This is a genomic window from Pseudomonas syringae pv. tagetis (assembly GCF_022557255.1).
Classification (GTDB): domain Bacteria; phylum Pseudomonadota; class Gammaproteobacteria; order Pseudomonadales; family Pseudomonadaceae; genus Aquipseudomonas; species Aquipseudomonas caricapapayae.
Map to the genome: position 1 here is coordinate 4,065,883 of NZ_CP092923.1, position 14,528 is coordinate 4,080,410.

Genomic DNA, 14,528 nt, shown 5'->3' on the forward strand with positions numbered 1-14,528 from the left:
GGATGGGGTTTCAGCGATGGCGATCTTCAGGTAATGGACGTCGTTTGCCGGTCAGAATCGACAAGGGCAGATTGTCACGCACCTGAAAACTTTCGAAGATGGCCGCGGCCATGTGCAGCACCACCAGAGCACACAGCGTATTAGCGAGAATTTCATGAGCCTGCAAAGGCCAGTCGGCACCCCACAAGGCATCGACTTCCTCCATCAGGAAACCGGTCAGGCCCATGCCGAAGATCAGCACCATCATCAGTATCATGACCAGCGCGCCGAGCGGAGAGTGACCGAGCCGATGCACCGGTTGCCGGTTGATCAGCGATCGGACATGCGCACGCAGGCGCGCCGGACCTGGCCAGAAATCGCTCCAGCGGGCGCTGACCGGCCCGATGAATCCCCACACCACTCGCACCACCAGCCAGGCAACCGCGTAATAGCCCAGCCAGACATGCCAGTCGTCGCCCGCTTCATTGAAGAAATAATTGGCAACGAAAACACCCGCAATCGACACGTGAAACAGTCTGACCAGCGGATCCCACAGGCGCAGGGAAACACGGCTCATTACTTGATCTCGGTCTTGACCGCTTTACCCGTTACCGGATCGTGATAGATCTCGACCTTGCGCTTGTCCTTGTCGAAGCCATAGATTTCGTAGCAGTTGCCATCAGTCACCTTGAATTTGCTGATCTCGTAACCCTGAGCCTTGAGCTGCTCCTGGAATTTGGCCTGATCCTGCCATTGGGACTTTTCAGCCGTGGTGCATTGCGGACCGGCAAGAGCCAGCGGGCTGGCCAACAACAGGGAAATCAGCAGGACTTTACGCATGACAGATACTCGCAGGCAGTTAAGGAGCGCCTACTGTGCGAAACGAGTCTTAGGAAAAGCTTAATACGTAACAGCTCGTAACATCTTCCCGGACACACGGCACTTCGCGACACTGCCGGCTGACGGCATGATGGCGCCCTTCTCACCCCTATTCATTGGTCACACACCTATGCGCCTGCTTCTTGTCGAGGATGATCGAGCCATTGGCCAAGGTATCCGCGTGGCCTTGAATACCGAGGGCTATACCCTCGACTGGCTGGAGGAAGGGCTGAGCGCGCTGCACGCCCTGCGCAGCGAACCATTCGATCTGTTGCTGCTTGACCTGGGGCTGCCGCGCATGGATGGGTTCGACCTGCTGCGTCAGCTGCGTGCCGAGGAACTCACTCTGCCGGTACTGATTCTTACCGCACGCGACGGCACCGCTGACCGCATCGCCGGCCTGGACGCTGGCGCAGACGACTATCTGATCAAGCCGTTCGACGTCGACGAACTCAAAGCCCGGGTCCGGGCCTTGCTCAGGCGCAGTCAGGGACGTGCGCAACCGCTGCTGGAGCACGCAGGCATCAGCCTGGACCCGGCGTCGCAGCAGGTCAGTTTTCAAGGCATTGAAGTGCCGATGACGCCAATGGAATACCAGTTGCTGCACCAACTCATGATTCGTCCCGGCAAAGTGGTTACCCGCGAGCGCTTGTCCAATACCCTGTACGGCTGGCAGGACAAGGTCGAAAGCAACACGCTTGAAGTGCTGATCCACAACCTGCGCAAGAAACTGTCCACCGAGCTGATCCGCACCGTGCGCGGCGTTGGTTACCTGCTGGAGCTCAAAGTATGACCTCGGTACGCGCGCGCATTCTGGTCCCGGTCCTGGTGCTGTTGCTGCTCGGCGACCTGGCGATCAGTCTGCTCGCCCTGCGCGACAGCCACCACGAAATCGAAGAAGTCTACGACGCGCAACTGGCCCAGAGCGCACGCCTGCTGCAAGGTGTGCTGCGTCAGCGCGCGGCGGGCGAACAGGACCTGGATAAGCTGTATCAGGCGTTCGATCAGGCCATGAGCCGGGTCGGCACCAGTGGCGTTGCCCATCCGTACGAAACCCGGCTGACGTTTCAGGTATGGCGCACATCGGGTGAGCTGTTGGTGCGCTCGGCCGAAGCGCCGCTGCTCAGTGCGCCTCCCGCCGAAGAGGGCTCTCATGACCTGATCGAGAATGGACATGAATGGTGCGGCTTCCTGCTGGCCGACCCGCAGCAGGGTTTCCTGATCTGGGTCGGAGAGCGCGACGATGTGCGCCAGGACCTGATTCAGCGCATTGTCAGCCACACGTTATGGCCGACGCTGATCGGCGTGCCACTGCTGGTGGTCGCGATCTGGCTGGCCATCGGCTGGGGTCTGCGTCCATTGCAATCGATGGCCAGGGTCATCCGCAAACGCGATGCCGAAAGCCTTGAGCCGCTTGACGTAACACCGCTGCCCAAAGAGCTGGAACCCATGCAATACGCGCTCAACCGCCTGCTGACCCAGATCGAGAGCGTGCTGGAACGCGAGCGGCGCTTTATCGCCGACGCGGCTCATGAACTGCGCACACCGCTGACTATTCTGCGCATCCACGCACAGAACGCACGGCAGGCCGAAACCCCGGAACAACGTCTGGAAGCACTCGATTTCCTGGTGCATGGCGTCGACCGCGCTGCACGTCTGGCTAGCCAGTTGCTGACCATGGCGCGACTGGAGCCGCGTCTTGACGTCAGCCAGTTGCAGAGCTTCGAGCTGAACACTCTGGTGCGCGAGGAAATGGCCGAACTCACGCCACTGGCACTGGAGAAGCGTGTAGACCTGGTGTTTGAGGCCGGCGATGACTGTGTGATTCACAGCGACCCCTCGGCCATCACCATCGCGCTGCAAAACCTGCTGACCAACGCGCTCAACTTCGCCCCGCCAGCCAGCGAGATTCGCGTGATGCTCAGTCGTCAGGAAGATGGCAGTGCACATTTGTCGGTAGAAGACGCGGGGCCGGGCATCGACGAGAAGCAGAAAGCACGCCTTTTTGAGCGCTTTTACAGCCAGGGCCACAGCAATGGCGCAGGACTGGGGCTGGCGATCGTCGACATGATCGTGCGCAAGCTGGAAAGCAGCCTGCACCTGCGCAATTCGGCGCAGGGCGGGCTGTGTGCGGAGTTGCGAATCAGGAGCCGAACAGCCTGAAAGGTTGTCGGCTCAGAGCATTACGCGCAGGCATTGTCCGGCGTGATACAGCGTGAAACCGGCATCGTAGGCCAACGTGCGCAGTGAACTGCCAGAGACTTTTTTACTGCGCGAAAAACTCACCGGCAGTGCAGCGGCATCGTTGCTCAGCAGGTAATCGGCAAAGCATTTGCCCACCAATGTCCCGGTGGTCACACCCCGGCCATTGAAACCGGTCGCGGCCAGCAAGCCTGGCGCAGGCTCGAACAGACGCAACAAGTGGTCGGGTGTGAACCCGATGCGGCCGGTCCAGGTGCTTTGCCACTCGACCCGGCCCAGTTGCGGAAAGTAATGCTGCTGAATGCGGTCAGCCCACTGACGGATGAACCACAGCGGATAATTGCCGGCATTGCCAAGGCTGCCCAGCAGCAGCCGCCCATGAGCATCGCGACGAATGCTGCTGAGTACCGTGCGCGTATCCCACGAACCTTGCCCGCCCCGCAGAATACCCGCCTGCTCGGCACCACTGAGTGGCTGTGAAGCGACCTGATAGTAATACCCCGCAAAGATGTGATCCTTGACGTCGGTCCACTCACCTTCGGTATAGGCATTGGAAGCAATGATCACTTTTTCGGCGCACACACTGCCGTTTTTTGTGCAAACCTTCCAGCCGTCGGCAGTGCGTTGCAGCCCTGTTACCGCGGACCCGCCAAACAACTGACCGCCCAGCGCCACGACATTAAGCGCCATTCCTGATACGTAGGCCATCGGGTTCACCGTGCCAGCACGATGATCAAGCAATGCGCCGCTGACCCTGTCGGTACCGCAGGCATCTTCGCAGGCCTTGCCGGTCAGCAATTCGACGTTGGCACCGCGCCGTTGCCATTGTTCTGCACGACTTTGCAGATCGGCCAGCCCCTTGGCGTTATGTGCCATGTGCAGGTTGCCGGTGCGCGTGTCCTGACAATCGATGCGGTACTTGTCGATGGTCGCAAACACCAGGCCCGGAGCCGCACCCAGAGCGCTGTTCAGGCGACTGGCCTCGACACTGCCCAAGGCCTTGTCCAGTTCGTCGGGAGCCACCCAGGTCCCGGCATTCACCAGACCGACGTTACGCCCGGAACCGCCGTGGCCCACCTGATGAGCTTCGACCACGCACACCGATTTGCCGCCTTCCAGCAACCGCAGCGCCGCCGACAGACCGGTGAACCCGGCACCGATGATGCATACATCGGCGCTCCGCTCACCGCTCAGGGCCGGGCTGACCGGACGTTGCGGAGTCAATTGTTCCCACAGACAGCCTTCGGCAAACTGCACCATCGAAAAAACTCCAGCAATGCCCGTCGAATAATGGCTCGGTACAGATCAGTCGAAAACGATGCCCTGGGCCAGTGGCAGCTCGCGGGAATAGTTGACGGTGTTGGTCTGCCGCCGCATGTAGGCGCGCCACGAATCGGAGCCGGATTCGCGGCCACCGCCGGTGTCCTTCTCGCCGCCAAACGCACCGCCGATTTCTGCACCGCTGGTGCCGATATTGACGTTGGCGATACCACAATCGCTGCCCGCCGCACTCTGGAACGCCTCGGCTTCACGCAGGTCGGTGGTAAAAATGCACGAAGACAGGCCCTGCGGTACTTCGTTGTTCAAGCGCAAGGCCTCTTCGAAGTCGTCATAGGCGAGCACGTAAAGGATCGGGGCAAAGGTTTCGTGCCGCACCACCTCGCTCTGACCCGGCATTTCGGCAATGGCTGGCGTGACGTAGTAGCCGTTCGGGTACTTGTCCTGCAACTGACGCTCGCCGCCAAACACCTGACCACCTTCATCACGGGCCTTGGTCAGCGCGTTCTGCATGGCCGAAAACGCTTGCTGGTCGATCAGCGGGCCGATCAGATTGCCCTCGCGTGGATCACCGACGCGCACCCTGGCGTAGGCTGCCTTGACGCGGGAAACCACTTCATCCTTGATCGAGCGATGCACAATCAGACGACGCAACGTGGTGCAGCGCTGGCCGGCAGTGCCCACGGCGCTGAACAGAATGCCCCGCACAGCAAGATCAAGATCGGCGCTGGGGGCCAGAATCATTGCGTTGTTGCCACCCAGTTCGAGAATGCTGCGGCCGAAACGTGCAGCAACACGCGGACCCACTTCGCGGCCCATGCGGGTGCTGCCCGTGGCGCTGATCAGTGGCACACGCGGGTCATCGACCAGCGCTTCACCGGCGTCACGATCACCGATCACCAACTGGGCAAGTGCTGCGGGCGCATCGCCAAAAATCTTCAGCGCCTTGTCGAACAGCGCCTGGCAGGCCAGGGCAGTCAGCGGAGTCTTTTCCGAGGGTTTCCAGATCACCGGGTTGCCACAGACCAGCGCCAGCGTGGTGTTCCAGGCCCAGACTGCAACCGGGAAGTTGAACGCGCTGATCACCCCGACCACACCCAGTGGATGCCAGGTTTCACGCATGTGGTGGCCGGGACGTTCCGAGGCAATGGTCAGGCCGTACAACTGACGCGACAGACCGACCGCGAAGTCGCAGATATCGATCATTTCCTGAACTTCGCCCAGGCCCTCCTGAGTAATCTTGCCTGCTTCGACCGACACCAGTTCGCCCAGATCAGCCTTGTGCTCGCGCAACACTTCACCAAAGATCCGTACCAGCTCGCCGCGCCGGGGGGCCGGCACTGTGCGCCATTGCAGAAATGCGCTGTGCGCAGCGTCGATGCGCGCCGCCACCTGCGCGCTGCCTTCAAGCGTGACCGAGGCGATCTGGCTGCCATCAATCGGGGTGTAAACCGCATAGTCCCCTTGTGTGTGGGCACTGTTCGCCACGCCCAGACGTGCTAATAACTCGGCAACCATGTTGATTCTCCTGTCATGGAACGGTGGAAATCACTGATGAACCCAGTATTGATCCAGTCAGGGCCGACTCACAAACGACGTTTTTGAAAAACATGATTCCATTTAGGAATGAACTTCTTGCTGTCAACAGCAGCGAAAGACACAACATCGGGAATTATTGGAATGACCCGGTGATTTTATTTCGTTTGCGAGCGGTGCCCGATGTTTGCTTGGATAAAGCCATCATGATCACCCGGAGTCAGGGCCAGGCCGATGAGCGAACACATCAGCGAATCCATTTCGTTTGTCCACAGCATGACGCTGTCTCACGGCCGCAATGCCGAAGTCTGGGACACCACCGGCAAGCGCTATATCGACTTTGTCGGTGGCATCGGGGTGCTCAATCTGGGGCATTGCAACCCTCAGGTGGTCAAAGCCATTCAAGACCAGGCGACAAAACTGACTCACTACTGCTTCAACGCCACGCCTCACGATCCGTATATTCGCTTCATGCAGCAACTGACGCAGTTCGTACCGGTGAGTTACCCAGTGAGCGGCATGCTCACCAACAGCGGTGCGGAAGCCACGGAAAATGCCTTGAAAATAGTGCGCGGTGCGACAGGTCGCACGGCTGTCATTGCGTTTGACGGCGGCTTTCACGGGCGAACCCTGGCGACCCTGAACCTCAATGGCAAGGTTGCGCCCTACAAACAGAAAATCGGTGTGCTGCCCGGCCCGGTATTCCACATTCCGTTCCCCAGCAAGGACAATGGCGTTTCTACCGAGCAAGCACTCAAGGCCCTGGACCGGCTGTTCAGCGTCGAGATCGATGTCCACGATGTAGCCTGCATCATCTTCGAACCGGTACAGGGCGAAGGCGGCTTTCTGGCCATGGAGCCTGATTTCGCCCAGGCGATGCGAGCGTTCTGTGATGAACATGGCATCGTGCTGGTCGCCGACGAAATCCAGTCCGGTTTCGGTCGCACCGGGCAGCGCTTTGCGTTCACCCGTCTGGGCATCGAGCCAGATCTGATCCTGCTGGGCAAAAGCATTGCCGGTGGTATCCCGTTGGGTGCCGTGGTCGGCCGCAAGCTGTTACTGGACAACCTGCCCAAGGGCGGGCTGGGCGGCACCTATTCCGGCAACCCGATTGGCTGCGCTGCAGGCCTTGCTTCGCTGGCGCAGATGACTGATGCCAATTTGTCCGGGTGGGGTGAACAGCAGGAAAACGCGATCGTTGCGCGCTACGACGCCTGGCAGGCGAGCAAGCTGTATCCCTGTCTGGGCAGGCTGACGGGCGTGGGCTGTATGCGCGGTATCGAACTGATCACGCCCGAGGGCGAACCCGGTACACGCCAGCTTGCCGATCTGCTTGGCCTGGCCAGAGAGGCCGGTCTGTTATTGATGCCCAGCGGCAAGGCGCGGCACATTGTCCGCCTGCTGATCCCGCTGACCGTCGAGCCCGAAGTGCTGCACGAAGGGCTGGATATTTTCGAGCGTTGCCTGGCAGCGCTGGCTTGACACCGTACGGAGAAAACACCTGATGAGCACAGCACGCTTTGCCGACCCGGACCAGATCCGCGCGGGCTTCTCGCGCGCCATGTCGCACATGTACAAGCACGAGGTGCCCCTCTACGGCACGCTGATGACGCTGGTGAGCGAAGTCAATGAGCAGGTCATGAGCCACAACAGCGACGTGCTCGACAGCCTGCGCCAGACCGGTGAAATTCAGCGTCTGGACATGGAGCGCCATGGCGCGATCCGCGTCGGTACGGCACACGAACTGGCCACCCTCGCCCGCCTTTTTGCGGTGATGGGCATGCAGCCGGTGGGTTATTACGACCTGACGGCAGCCGGTGTGCCCGTTCACTCCACGGCCTTCCGCGCCGTGCATGAGCATGCCTTGCAGGTCAGTCCGTTTCGCGTATTTACCTCCCTGCTGCGCCTGGAACTGATCGACAGCGACAGCCTGCGCGAGTTTGCCAGTCAGGTGCTGGCCAGACGCAGTATCTTCACGCCCGGTGCCCTGACGCTGATCAAGAAGCATGAAACGGATGGCGGGTTGAGCGAAGCAGATGCAGCGGAGTTCATTCAACAGGCGCTGGAAACCTTCCGCTGGCACAACACCGCGACCGTTTCGCTCGACGAGTATCAGATGCTCAGCGCCCAGCACCGCCTGATTGCCGATGTAGTGGCGTTTCGGGGCCCGCACATCAACCACCTGACCCCCCGCACGCTGGATATCGACGCGGTGCAAAGCGGCATGCCCGGTAAAGGCATCACGCCCAAGGCGGTGGTCGAAGGGCCTCCGCGTCGCCAGTGTCCGATTCTGCTGCGCCAGACCAGCTTCAAGGCGCTTGAAGAACCGATCACGTTCATGGGTCAGGCTGGTAATCAGTCCGGCAGTCATACAGCACGTTTCGGCGAGATCGAACAACGCGGCGCAGCACTGACGCCCAAAGGCCGCGCGCTGTATGACAGGCTGCTGAACGAGGCGCGCGACGAACTGGGCGAATTTCCCGGCGAAGCCAATGCGGTGCGCTATGCCGGGCTTCTGGAAAAGACTTTTCAGGCGTTTGCGGACAGTCACAGTGAAATGCGCGCACAGGATTTGGCCTACTTTCGCTACTTTCCGACACCCGAAGGTATTGCGGCCCGCAAAACCGGCGATCTGGAGCAACTGATTGAAGCCGGCCATGTGCGCTTCGAGCCGTTGGTGTACGAAGACTTTCTGCCGGTCAGCGCGGCGGGCATCTTCCAGTCCAATCTGGGTGACAACGCCCAGGCGCAGTACGCAACGAATTCGAATCGGCAGGATTTCGAGCGGGCACTGGGGTGTCGGACGCTTGATGAACTGGACCTGTATGCAGATACCCAGCGGCGTTCCCTACAAGCATGCGCCGAGGCACTGGGGCAGACGGCACTGGCCTGACCTCGGATGCGCATGCAGAGCGTCAGCACGATAGCCGAAATTATCGTTGCGCACGCTCCAGCGTGGCAATGCAGATCGCAGCGTGCAGCGTCGCAATGAGGACGCGCAGCGTCCTGAACGGCATGCAACGCGCAGCGTCGCACGATAGTCCGGTCAGATCGTTCCAGCCCCTTTCTGTGTTCTGTTTAACGCAACGATAAATAAAATTCGCAATATTGGTGTGCAACCTCGTGCTATGCATACTGCGATTGCGTGTGGACAGCAAAGTGCCGTATTCAAAGGCTAATCCCTTCAAGTAGCGCACCCTGTAATGCCCCTGCAAAGGCTCGAAGCAGCCTGAGTCCGGATCACTTTCGGACTTCATAAAAATTCTCGGCCGGATAACGGTCACCATGATTTCATGGACTTTCCAACGCTGCCCTGGCGCCTCACAGCGCCGACCTGAAAAACAGAATAACGATTGATAAGGCCTGAAAAAGGCCATTCAGCAGGCAAGGGGATCATCATGCAAAACTCACACGCTGCAGTGTCGGGCGATAACCAGGCTGTTTCATCGACAGTGAAGCTGTATGTCTGGGCCGCCGTTATCCTCATCATCGCCGAAATGATCGGTGCCATCAGTATCCCGCTGGGCCCCGGCAAGGTGGTGTTGTTGCCGATGGTCTGGGCGCTGGTGCTGGGCGCGATGATCGGCATTGCCAGTCGCCGCATGCCGGGCACCATTGGCATCGACCATGGTACGCAACTGCGTTCGGCGTCCATCCTGCAACCCGCCCTGCTGATTTTCATCGCCAAACTCGGTCTGGTCGTCGGTGGCTCGCTGCCAGTGGTGTTTGCCTCGGGGTGGGCGCTGGTGTTTCAGGAGTTCGGCCATTTTGTCGGCACCGTGGTGCTCGGCCTGCCGGTCGCGTTGCTGCTGGGTATCAAGCGCGAGGCGGTCGGCGCAACCTTCTCGGTCGGCCGCGAGCCCAGTCTGGCGATCATCGGCGAGCGCTACGGCATGGACTCACCGGAAGGCCGCGGCGTACTGGCCGAGTACCTGACCGGGACCCTGTTCGGTGCGCTGTTCATTGCTATCGTTGCCGGTTTCATCGCCAGCCTGGGGATCTTCCATCCCAATTCGCTGGCGATGGGTTCAGGCATTGGCTCGGGCAGCATGATGGCCGCTGCTGCAGGCGCGATCGCTGCGCAGCAGACGCCGGAAGTTGCCAAGGAAGTCATGACGCTGGCAGCGGCGTCAAACCTGATCACCACCACCATCGGCACTTACTTCACTCTGTTCATTTCCCTGCCGCTGGCGGTCTGGGGTTATCGGGTACTTGAGCCGCTGATCGGCCGTACTACCAAAGCGTCAATGAGCGATGAAGGCCTGCGCCACAGCGATGTCTCGCTGGAGGTCCCGGAGCTGGGCTGGTCGGGCAAGATCAGTGCGTGGCTGGCGGCCGGTGCATTGGCGTTGATTGCCAACTATGTCGGTTACAAGACGCTGTCGGCCGATGCCTTCACCGGAATGGGCATCATGATTTTCTGCGCCTTCGTGGGTGAAGCGCTGTGCAACCTGATCCGCCGAAAGATTCCGGCCGTGTGCATGGTCTCGCTGGTGGCAATGTTCCTGACCTCGCCGGCCTGCCCTTGGGCAGCCGAGATCGCCCGAATGACCAGCTCGATCAATATGCTGGCGGTCATCACCCCGATGCTGACGTTTGCCGGCCTGTCGATTGCCAAGGATCTACCGGCCTTCCGTCGTCTGGGCTGGCGGATTGTGCTGGTGTCTTTCCTCGCCAACTTCGGCACCTTCATCGGTGCGGTGCTGATTGCCGAGATGTTTCATTGATTCCGGAGCGGACTAGATCACTGCTTCGCTCACCAGCCAGTCATGCACGGCTCGGCGTGCCGGAGTAGTGAGCGCACCCTCACGATAGGCCAGGACGTATTTCTTCCTGGCCTTGATCGGATGTCCGAACGGCACGATCAACAAACCTTGCTCCAGCTCGTCCGTAATCAGCGCCTTGCGGGCAATCGCCACGCCCATGCCCATACGCGCGGCGTCGATGGTCAGGTGGTTGCGGTTGAACGTGTGGCCGCGGCGCACATCAATGCCGTCAGCGCCAATGGCGGTGAGGTAGAACTCCCACTCGGCATACTCATAGCTGCCGCGCCAGGCGGTGATATCGTGCAGCAACGGAAAATGCACCAGCTGACTGGGCGTGTCCAGCGGCGGCTTGTCCACCAACAGGCTGGGCGAACAGACCGGAAACAACTCTTCTTCCAGCAAGGGCGTGGTCGACAGCCCCGGATAGCTGCCGTCATTCAGGTCGATGGCCAGATCGAAATCGTCGTCACGCAACGAGCCGCTGCTGTCTTCGGCGATGATCCGTAACTGGATGTCCGGAAACGCTTCCTGCAAACGCGGCAGGCGCGGCATCAGCCATTTGCTGAGAAACGAAGGGATGCAGCGCAACTTGAACACCCCGCCGATACGCCCGGAGTACAGCAGGCGCAGTTCTTCGCTGATGCGGCTCTGCACTTCGTTGGCGACCACCGCCAGGCGCTGACCTTCTGCGGTCAGTTCCAGTCCGCGTCCGACCCGGTGAAACAGCGCGAACCCAAGGCGCTCTTCCAGCTGGCGCATCTGCTGGCTGATGGCACCGGGCGTGACGTGCAGCTCTTCCGCACAGCGGGTGAAGGAAAGGTGTCGGGCCGCGCAGGCGAACACCTGTAACCAGGCGTGCATCTGTGCGTTGAAGATTCTGCTCATTGAAGAGTTCCGCTAAAGCGTTGCATAGCAACAATCGTTTGTCGTTTCGACAGGCGAAGCCAAAGATAAAGACCAGAAAGAAGGAGTCTCCAACTCCCCTGCATCATCTCATTTGAAGGACCTCCGTGATGGCCATCAGCGTCTTCGACATGTTCAAAATCGGCATAGGGCCGTCCAGTTCCCACACCGTCGGGCCGATGCGCGCCGGGGCACTGTTCGTGACCGAGCTACGCAACCAGGACCGGTTGCATAGCGTAGAACGGATCGAGGTGCGATTGTACGGTTCTCTTTCGGCCACCGGCATCGGCCACGGCAGCGACCGGGCAACGGTGATGGGCCTGATGGGCGAATGGCCGGACCAGATCGATCCCAGCCTGGTCAACCAGCGCATTGATGCACTGCGTGCCGATAACCAACTGATGCTCGCTGGCGAACAGGCCATCACATTTGTCTGGGAACGAGACATGTGCCTGCTCGACGAAAGCCTGCCGTACCACCCCAACGGCATGACGCTGTGTGCCTACGGCAAGACCGGCGAAGTGTACGAGCAAACCTACTATTCGGTAGGCGGCGGCTTTGTGATCGACGCCGAACAGGCGGCCAGCGGTGTGCTGGACAGCGATACCACCGTCCTGCCCTATGACTTTTTCAGCGGTGCGCAGTTGCTGAAACTGTGCAAGACCCATGGCATGAGCATCTCCGAGCTGATGATGGCCAACGAGAAAGTCTGGCGCAGCGAAGAAGAAATACGCGAGAAAATCATGGTCATCTGGGCGGCGATGCGCGCCTGTGTGGACAAGGGCCTGCTTGAAACCGGCATCCTGCCTGGTGGATTGAATGTACGTCGTCGCGCCTATCGACTGCATCAGAGCCTGCAAAACCTCGATAACCCGAACGTGATCGGCTCGACCCTGAGCGCGATGGAGTGGGTCAACCTGTTCGCCCTGGCAGTCAACGAGGAAAACGCCGCCGGCGGGCGCATGGTCACAGCGCCCACCAACGGCGCGGCGGGCATCGTGCCTGCAGTGCTGCATTACTTCATGAAATTCAAACCCACCGCCAATGACGATGACGTGGTGCGCTTTTTCCTGAGCGCCGCAGCAGTCGGCATTCTGTGCAAGAAAAATGCGTCCATTTCCGGGGCTGAAGTCGGTTGTCAGGGTGAAGTAGGGTCAGCCTGCGCAATGGCTGCCGCTGGCCTGGCGGAAATTCTCGGCGCGACCCCCGAGCAGGTGGAGAACGCTGCCGAGATTGGTCTGGAACATAACCTGGGGCTGACCTGCGACCCGGTCGGAGGGCTGGTGCAGATTCCCTGCATCGAACGCAATGCGATTGCCGCCGTGAAGGCGATCAACGCCGCACAAATGGCCCTGCGCGGCGACGGTGAGCACTTTATCTCCCTGGACCACGCCATCCGCACCATGCGCGATACCGGCGCGGACATGCACGACAAATACAAGGAAACTTCACGCGGCGGATTGGCTGTCAATCTGATCGAGTGCTGAGCGCATCGGCTTGTGTCACCGGTTCGACGATTACTGGCTCAGCAGCGTCGAACCCGAATAGAAAATCCCGGCCAGTGCGATCAGCAGCAGCGTCACGCTGGAAACAACTTCGATCTTGCGCTTGTACTTCAACGCCAGTTTCTGGCGCATGAGGAAGATGTAAGCGAACAGAATCGACAGATCAATGATGATCCACAGCACCGACAGCAATGCGATGCTGCCCTTGAACGACTCGGTCACGTTAATGAACTGCGGGAAAAACGAGACGAAGAAAATGATGTCCTTCGGATTGGAAATTCCCACCAGAAAACCGGTTATCAGCCCGCTGTGCCTGCTGCGCGTCGGCAGCGGCGATGCTTCAGACCGGGACGGCATGTAACGCAATGCCTGCTCCAGCGCCTGCACGGACAGATAAGCGATAAAGAAGCAGCCGATCAGGCTGATCCAGTTGAGCAGGGTCACGCTCACCGACAATGTCCCCGTCAGGATCAAGGCCGCGACCAGCACCAGCACCAGAGAGGCCCAGTTGGTGCCCAGCGCCGTCAGTATCGCGCGCTTCGGCCCGCACGCCAGGCTGGTATTGACGATCAGCGCCACCACCGGACCAGGGGTAATGATCAGCATGAACACACTGAACATGTAGATCAGCAGCAACGATATATTCATGGGTACTCAACGCTCATTCAAATGGTCAGTCTTGTCGACTTTGATATGCAAGGGGCACTTGGACAATGCCAGCCCGCCCTCCTCATATAGCTGGTACTGCTTCCACTCAAGGCTGTTCCGATCGCCGAAAAAGCCCAGCGTGTCCGGTACGACACCGTTGTTGTAACTGGCGATTCGCTGACGGATCCTTTCCCTGATCTTGCGACCACTGTCCGTCTCGGCGCTTGCCACCTCGTCAAAGTTCTCCCGAGGGTTGACCACAAACACAATATGCCCACCCAGCGAGCGGCTTTTCATCGCGGTGTGGCGCGCAAAGCTCATATTGATGAACAGGGGCAGACCGGCAAAGTGGTAGGTCCACTCGAACGTCTCCGGGTCTGTGCTGGCACCGGCGGGCCAGGGTGAGCGGTCATCGTTGTGCAAATGCTGCAACGTGGCCCATGCATAGGCCTGCTCTTCGGCCAGGCTGTTGAAATCGTTCTTCTCGAAAATGACGATCAGCGGGTTGAACAGGCGCTCTTCAAGTGGCGTGTCATTCACGAACCTCACATATTCTTGCAGGCCGGCACACAGCGTTTGCCGGTCATGCTCAACGGGTATGAACAGCAGCAGACAACTTCCGGACTTATTCGCCCGCCGTCCAAACAGACAAGGAAACCCTTTGTCGCTCAGCACCTGCTCGAATTGCCTGTAAGCCTGAACTTTCCAGCCCGGTTCAAGAGCGTTACCACTTTCCAGCACACGTCTCACAACGGATTGACGCAACAGCATTTCGGACTTGGGCAGCATATTCCCTCACGCACGCAGCAGATAAGGACACCGCCTTGTTATT

General features: G+C 59.7%; 13 protein-coding genes. 6 read left to right on the top strand and 7 right to left on the bottom strand.

Going from position 1 to position 14,528, the window contains the following annotated elements; genetic code table 11:
- Positions 1-10: 10 nt before the first annotated feature.
- Together MME58_RS18010 and MME58_RS18015 are read right to left on the bottom strand one after the other, a co-directional pair.
- Complete coding sequence (locus MME58_RS18010) at positions 11-556, bottom strand: cytochrome b/b6 domain-containing protein (protein WP_054987793.1); 546 nt, start codon at positions 554-556, stop codon at positions 11-13.
- Positions 556-819, bottom strand: coding sequence for a PepSY domain-containing protein (locus MME58_RS18015; RefSeq protein ID WP_003381463.1), 264 nt, complete (start codon positions 817-819; stop codon positions 556-558). The genes MME58_RS18010 and MME58_RS18015 overlap by 1 nt, the downstream gene beginning before the upstream one ends.
- Positions 820-988: 169 nt before the next feature.
- Here MME58_RS18015 and MME58_RS18020 point away from each other — a divergent pair, with 169 nt between their 5' ends.
- On the top strand, positions 989-1,651 hold the full coding sequence (locus MME58_RS18020; protein ID WP_054987792.1) for a response regulator: 663 nt from the start codon (positions 989-991) through the stop codon (positions 1,649-1,651).
- Complete coding sequence (locus tag MME58_RS18025) at positions 1,648-3,021, top strand: sensor histidine kinase (protein WP_054987791.1); 1,374 nt, start codon at positions 1,648-1,650, stop codon at positions 3,019-3,021. The genes MME58_RS18020 and MME58_RS18025 overlap by 4 nt, the downstream gene beginning before the upstream one ends.
- Positions 3,022-3,033: 12 nt before the next feature.
- Here the strand turns inward: MME58_RS18025 and amaA are convergent, their stop codons facing one another.
- Both amaA and amaB read right to left on the bottom strand, forming a co-directional pair.
- Positions 3,034-4,320 carry an L-pipecolate oxidase gene (amaA, locus tag MME58_RS18030; RefSeq protein WP_054987790.1) on the bottom strand — a complete coding sequence of 429 codons (1,287 nt, stop codon included), beginning with the start codon at positions 4,318-4,320 and terminating at the stop codon, positions 3,034-3,036.
- Between the two features lie 45 nt (positions 4,321-4,365).
- Positions 4,366-5,856 (bottom strand): L-piperidine-6-carboxylate dehydrogenase, encoded by a 1,491-nt coding sequence (gene amaB, locus MME58_RS18035; protein ID WP_054987789.1) that lies wholly within the window; start codon positions 5,854-5,856, stop codon positions 4,366-4,368.
- A gap of 252 nt (positions 5,857-6,108) precedes the next feature.
- On the opposite strand from amaB, the gene MME58_RS18040 reads away from it, so the two are divergent.
- The 3 genes from MME58_RS18040 (at position 6,109) to MME58_RS18050 (ending at position 10,601) form a co-directional block, all read left to right on the top strand.
- Positions 6,109-7,356, top strand: a complete 1,248-nt coding sequence (locus tag MME58_RS18040; RefSeq protein ID WP_055006746.1) for a 2-aminoadipate transaminase — start codon at positions 6,109-6,111, stop codon at positions 7,354-7,356.
- A gap of 22 nt (positions 7,357-7,378) precedes the next feature.
- Entirely contained in the window at positions 7,379-8,767 is a 1,389-nt protein-coding gene (hglS, locus tag MME58_RS18045; protein ID WP_054987787.1) for a 2-oxoadipate dioxygenase/decarboxylase HglS, read from the top strand.
- 505 nt (positions 8,768-9,272) lie between these two features.
- Complete coding sequence (locus tag MME58_RS18050; RefSeq protein ID WP_055006748.1) at positions 9,273-10,601, top strand: DUF3100 domain-containing protein; 1,329 nt, start codon at positions 9,273-9,275, stop codon at positions 10,599-10,601.
- A 12-nt stretch (positions 10,602-10,613) separates the two neighbouring features.
- Here MME58_RS18050 and MME58_RS18055 read toward each other — a convergent pair whose 3' ends face one another.
- Positions 10,614-11,525, bottom strand: a complete 912-nt coding sequence (locus MME58_RS18055; protein ID WP_054987785.1) for a LysR substrate-binding domain-containing protein — start codon at positions 11,523-11,525, stop codon at positions 10,614-10,616.
- A gap of 128 nt (positions 11,526-11,653) precedes the next feature.
- Here MME58_RS18055 and MME58_RS18060 point away from each other — a divergent pair, with 128 nt between their 5' ends.
- The gene (locus tag MME58_RS18060) at positions 11,654-13,030 is read left to right on the top strand and encodes an L-serine ammonia-lyase (RefSeq protein WP_054987784.1); all 1,377 of its coding nucleotides are present in this window, start codon (positions 11,654-11,656) and stop codon (positions 13,028-13,030) included.
- Between the two features lie 30 nt (positions 13,031-13,060).
- Here MME58_RS18060 and MME58_RS18065 read toward each other — a convergent pair whose 3' ends face one another.
- Both MME58_RS18065 and MME58_RS18070 read right to left on the bottom strand, forming a co-directional pair.
- Complete coding sequence (locus tag MME58_RS18065) at positions 13,061-13,696, bottom strand: LysE family translocator (RefSeq protein WP_054987783.1); 636 nt, start codon at positions 13,694-13,696, stop codon at positions 13,061-13,063.
- 6 nt (positions 13,697-13,702) lie between these two features.
- Positions 13,703-14,485 carry a YqcI/YcgG family protein gene (locus MME58_RS18070; protein ID WP_054987782.1) on the bottom strand — a complete coding sequence of 261 codons (783 nt, stop codon included), beginning with the start codon at positions 14,483-14,485 and terminating at the stop codon, positions 13,703-13,705.
- Positions 14,486-14,528: the final 43 nt, after the last annotated feature.

Excerpts from the sequence above, each read along its gene's own strand:
- MME58_RS18010 (WP_054987793.1), bottom strand. The coding sequence starts at position 556 with ATGAGCCGTGTTTCCCTGCGCCTGTGGGATCCGCTGGTCAGACTGTTT.
- MME58_RS18020 (WP_054987792.1), top strand. The coding sequence starts at position 989 with ATGCGCCTGCTTCTTGTCGAGGATGATCGAGCCATTGGCCAAGGTATC.
- MME58_RS18015 (WP_003381463.1), bottom strand. The coding sequence starts at position 819 with ATGCGTAAAGTCCTGCTGATTTCCCTGTTGTTGGCCAGCCCGCTGGCT.
- MME58_RS18055 (WP_054987785.1), bottom strand. The coding sequence starts at position 11,525 with ATGAGCAGAATCTTCAACGCACAGATGCACGCCTGGTTACAGGTGTTC.
- hglS (WP_054987787.1), top strand. The coding sequence starts at position 7,379 with ATGAGCACAGCACGCTTTGCCGACCCGGACCAGATCCGCGCGGGCTTC.
- MME58_RS18070 (WP_054987782.1), bottom strand. The coding sequence starts at position 14,485 with ATGCTGCCCAAGTCCGAAATGCTGTTGCGTCAATCCGTTGTGAGACGT.
- MME58_RS18025 (WP_054987791.1), top strand. The coding sequence starts at position 1,648 with ATGACCTCGGTACGCGCGCGCATTCTGGTCCCGGTCCTGGTGCTGTTG.
- MME58_RS18050 (WP_055006748.1), top strand. The coding sequence starts at position 9,273 with ATGCAAAACTCACACGCTGCAGTGTCGGGCGATAACCAGGCTGTTTCA.
- MME58_RS18065 (WP_054987783.1), bottom strand. The coding sequence starts at position 13,696 with ATGAATATATCGTTGCTGCTGATCTACATGTTCAGTGTGTTCATGCTG.
- amaA (WP_054987790.1), bottom strand. The coding sequence starts at position 4,320 with ATGGTGCAGTTTGCCGAAGGCTGTCTGTGGGAACAATTGACTCCGCAA.
- amaB (WP_054987789.1), bottom strand. The coding sequence starts at position 5,856 with ATGGTTGCCGAGTTATTAGCACGTCTGGGCGTGGCGAACAGTGCCCAC.
- MME58_RS18060 (WP_054987784.1), top strand. The coding sequence starts at position 11,654 with ATGGCCATCAGCGTCTTCGACATGTTCAAAATCGGCATAGGGCCGTCC.
- MME58_RS18040 (WP_055006746.1), top strand. The coding sequence starts at position 6,109 with ATGAGCGAACACATCAGCGAATCCATTTCGTTTGTCCACAGCATGACG.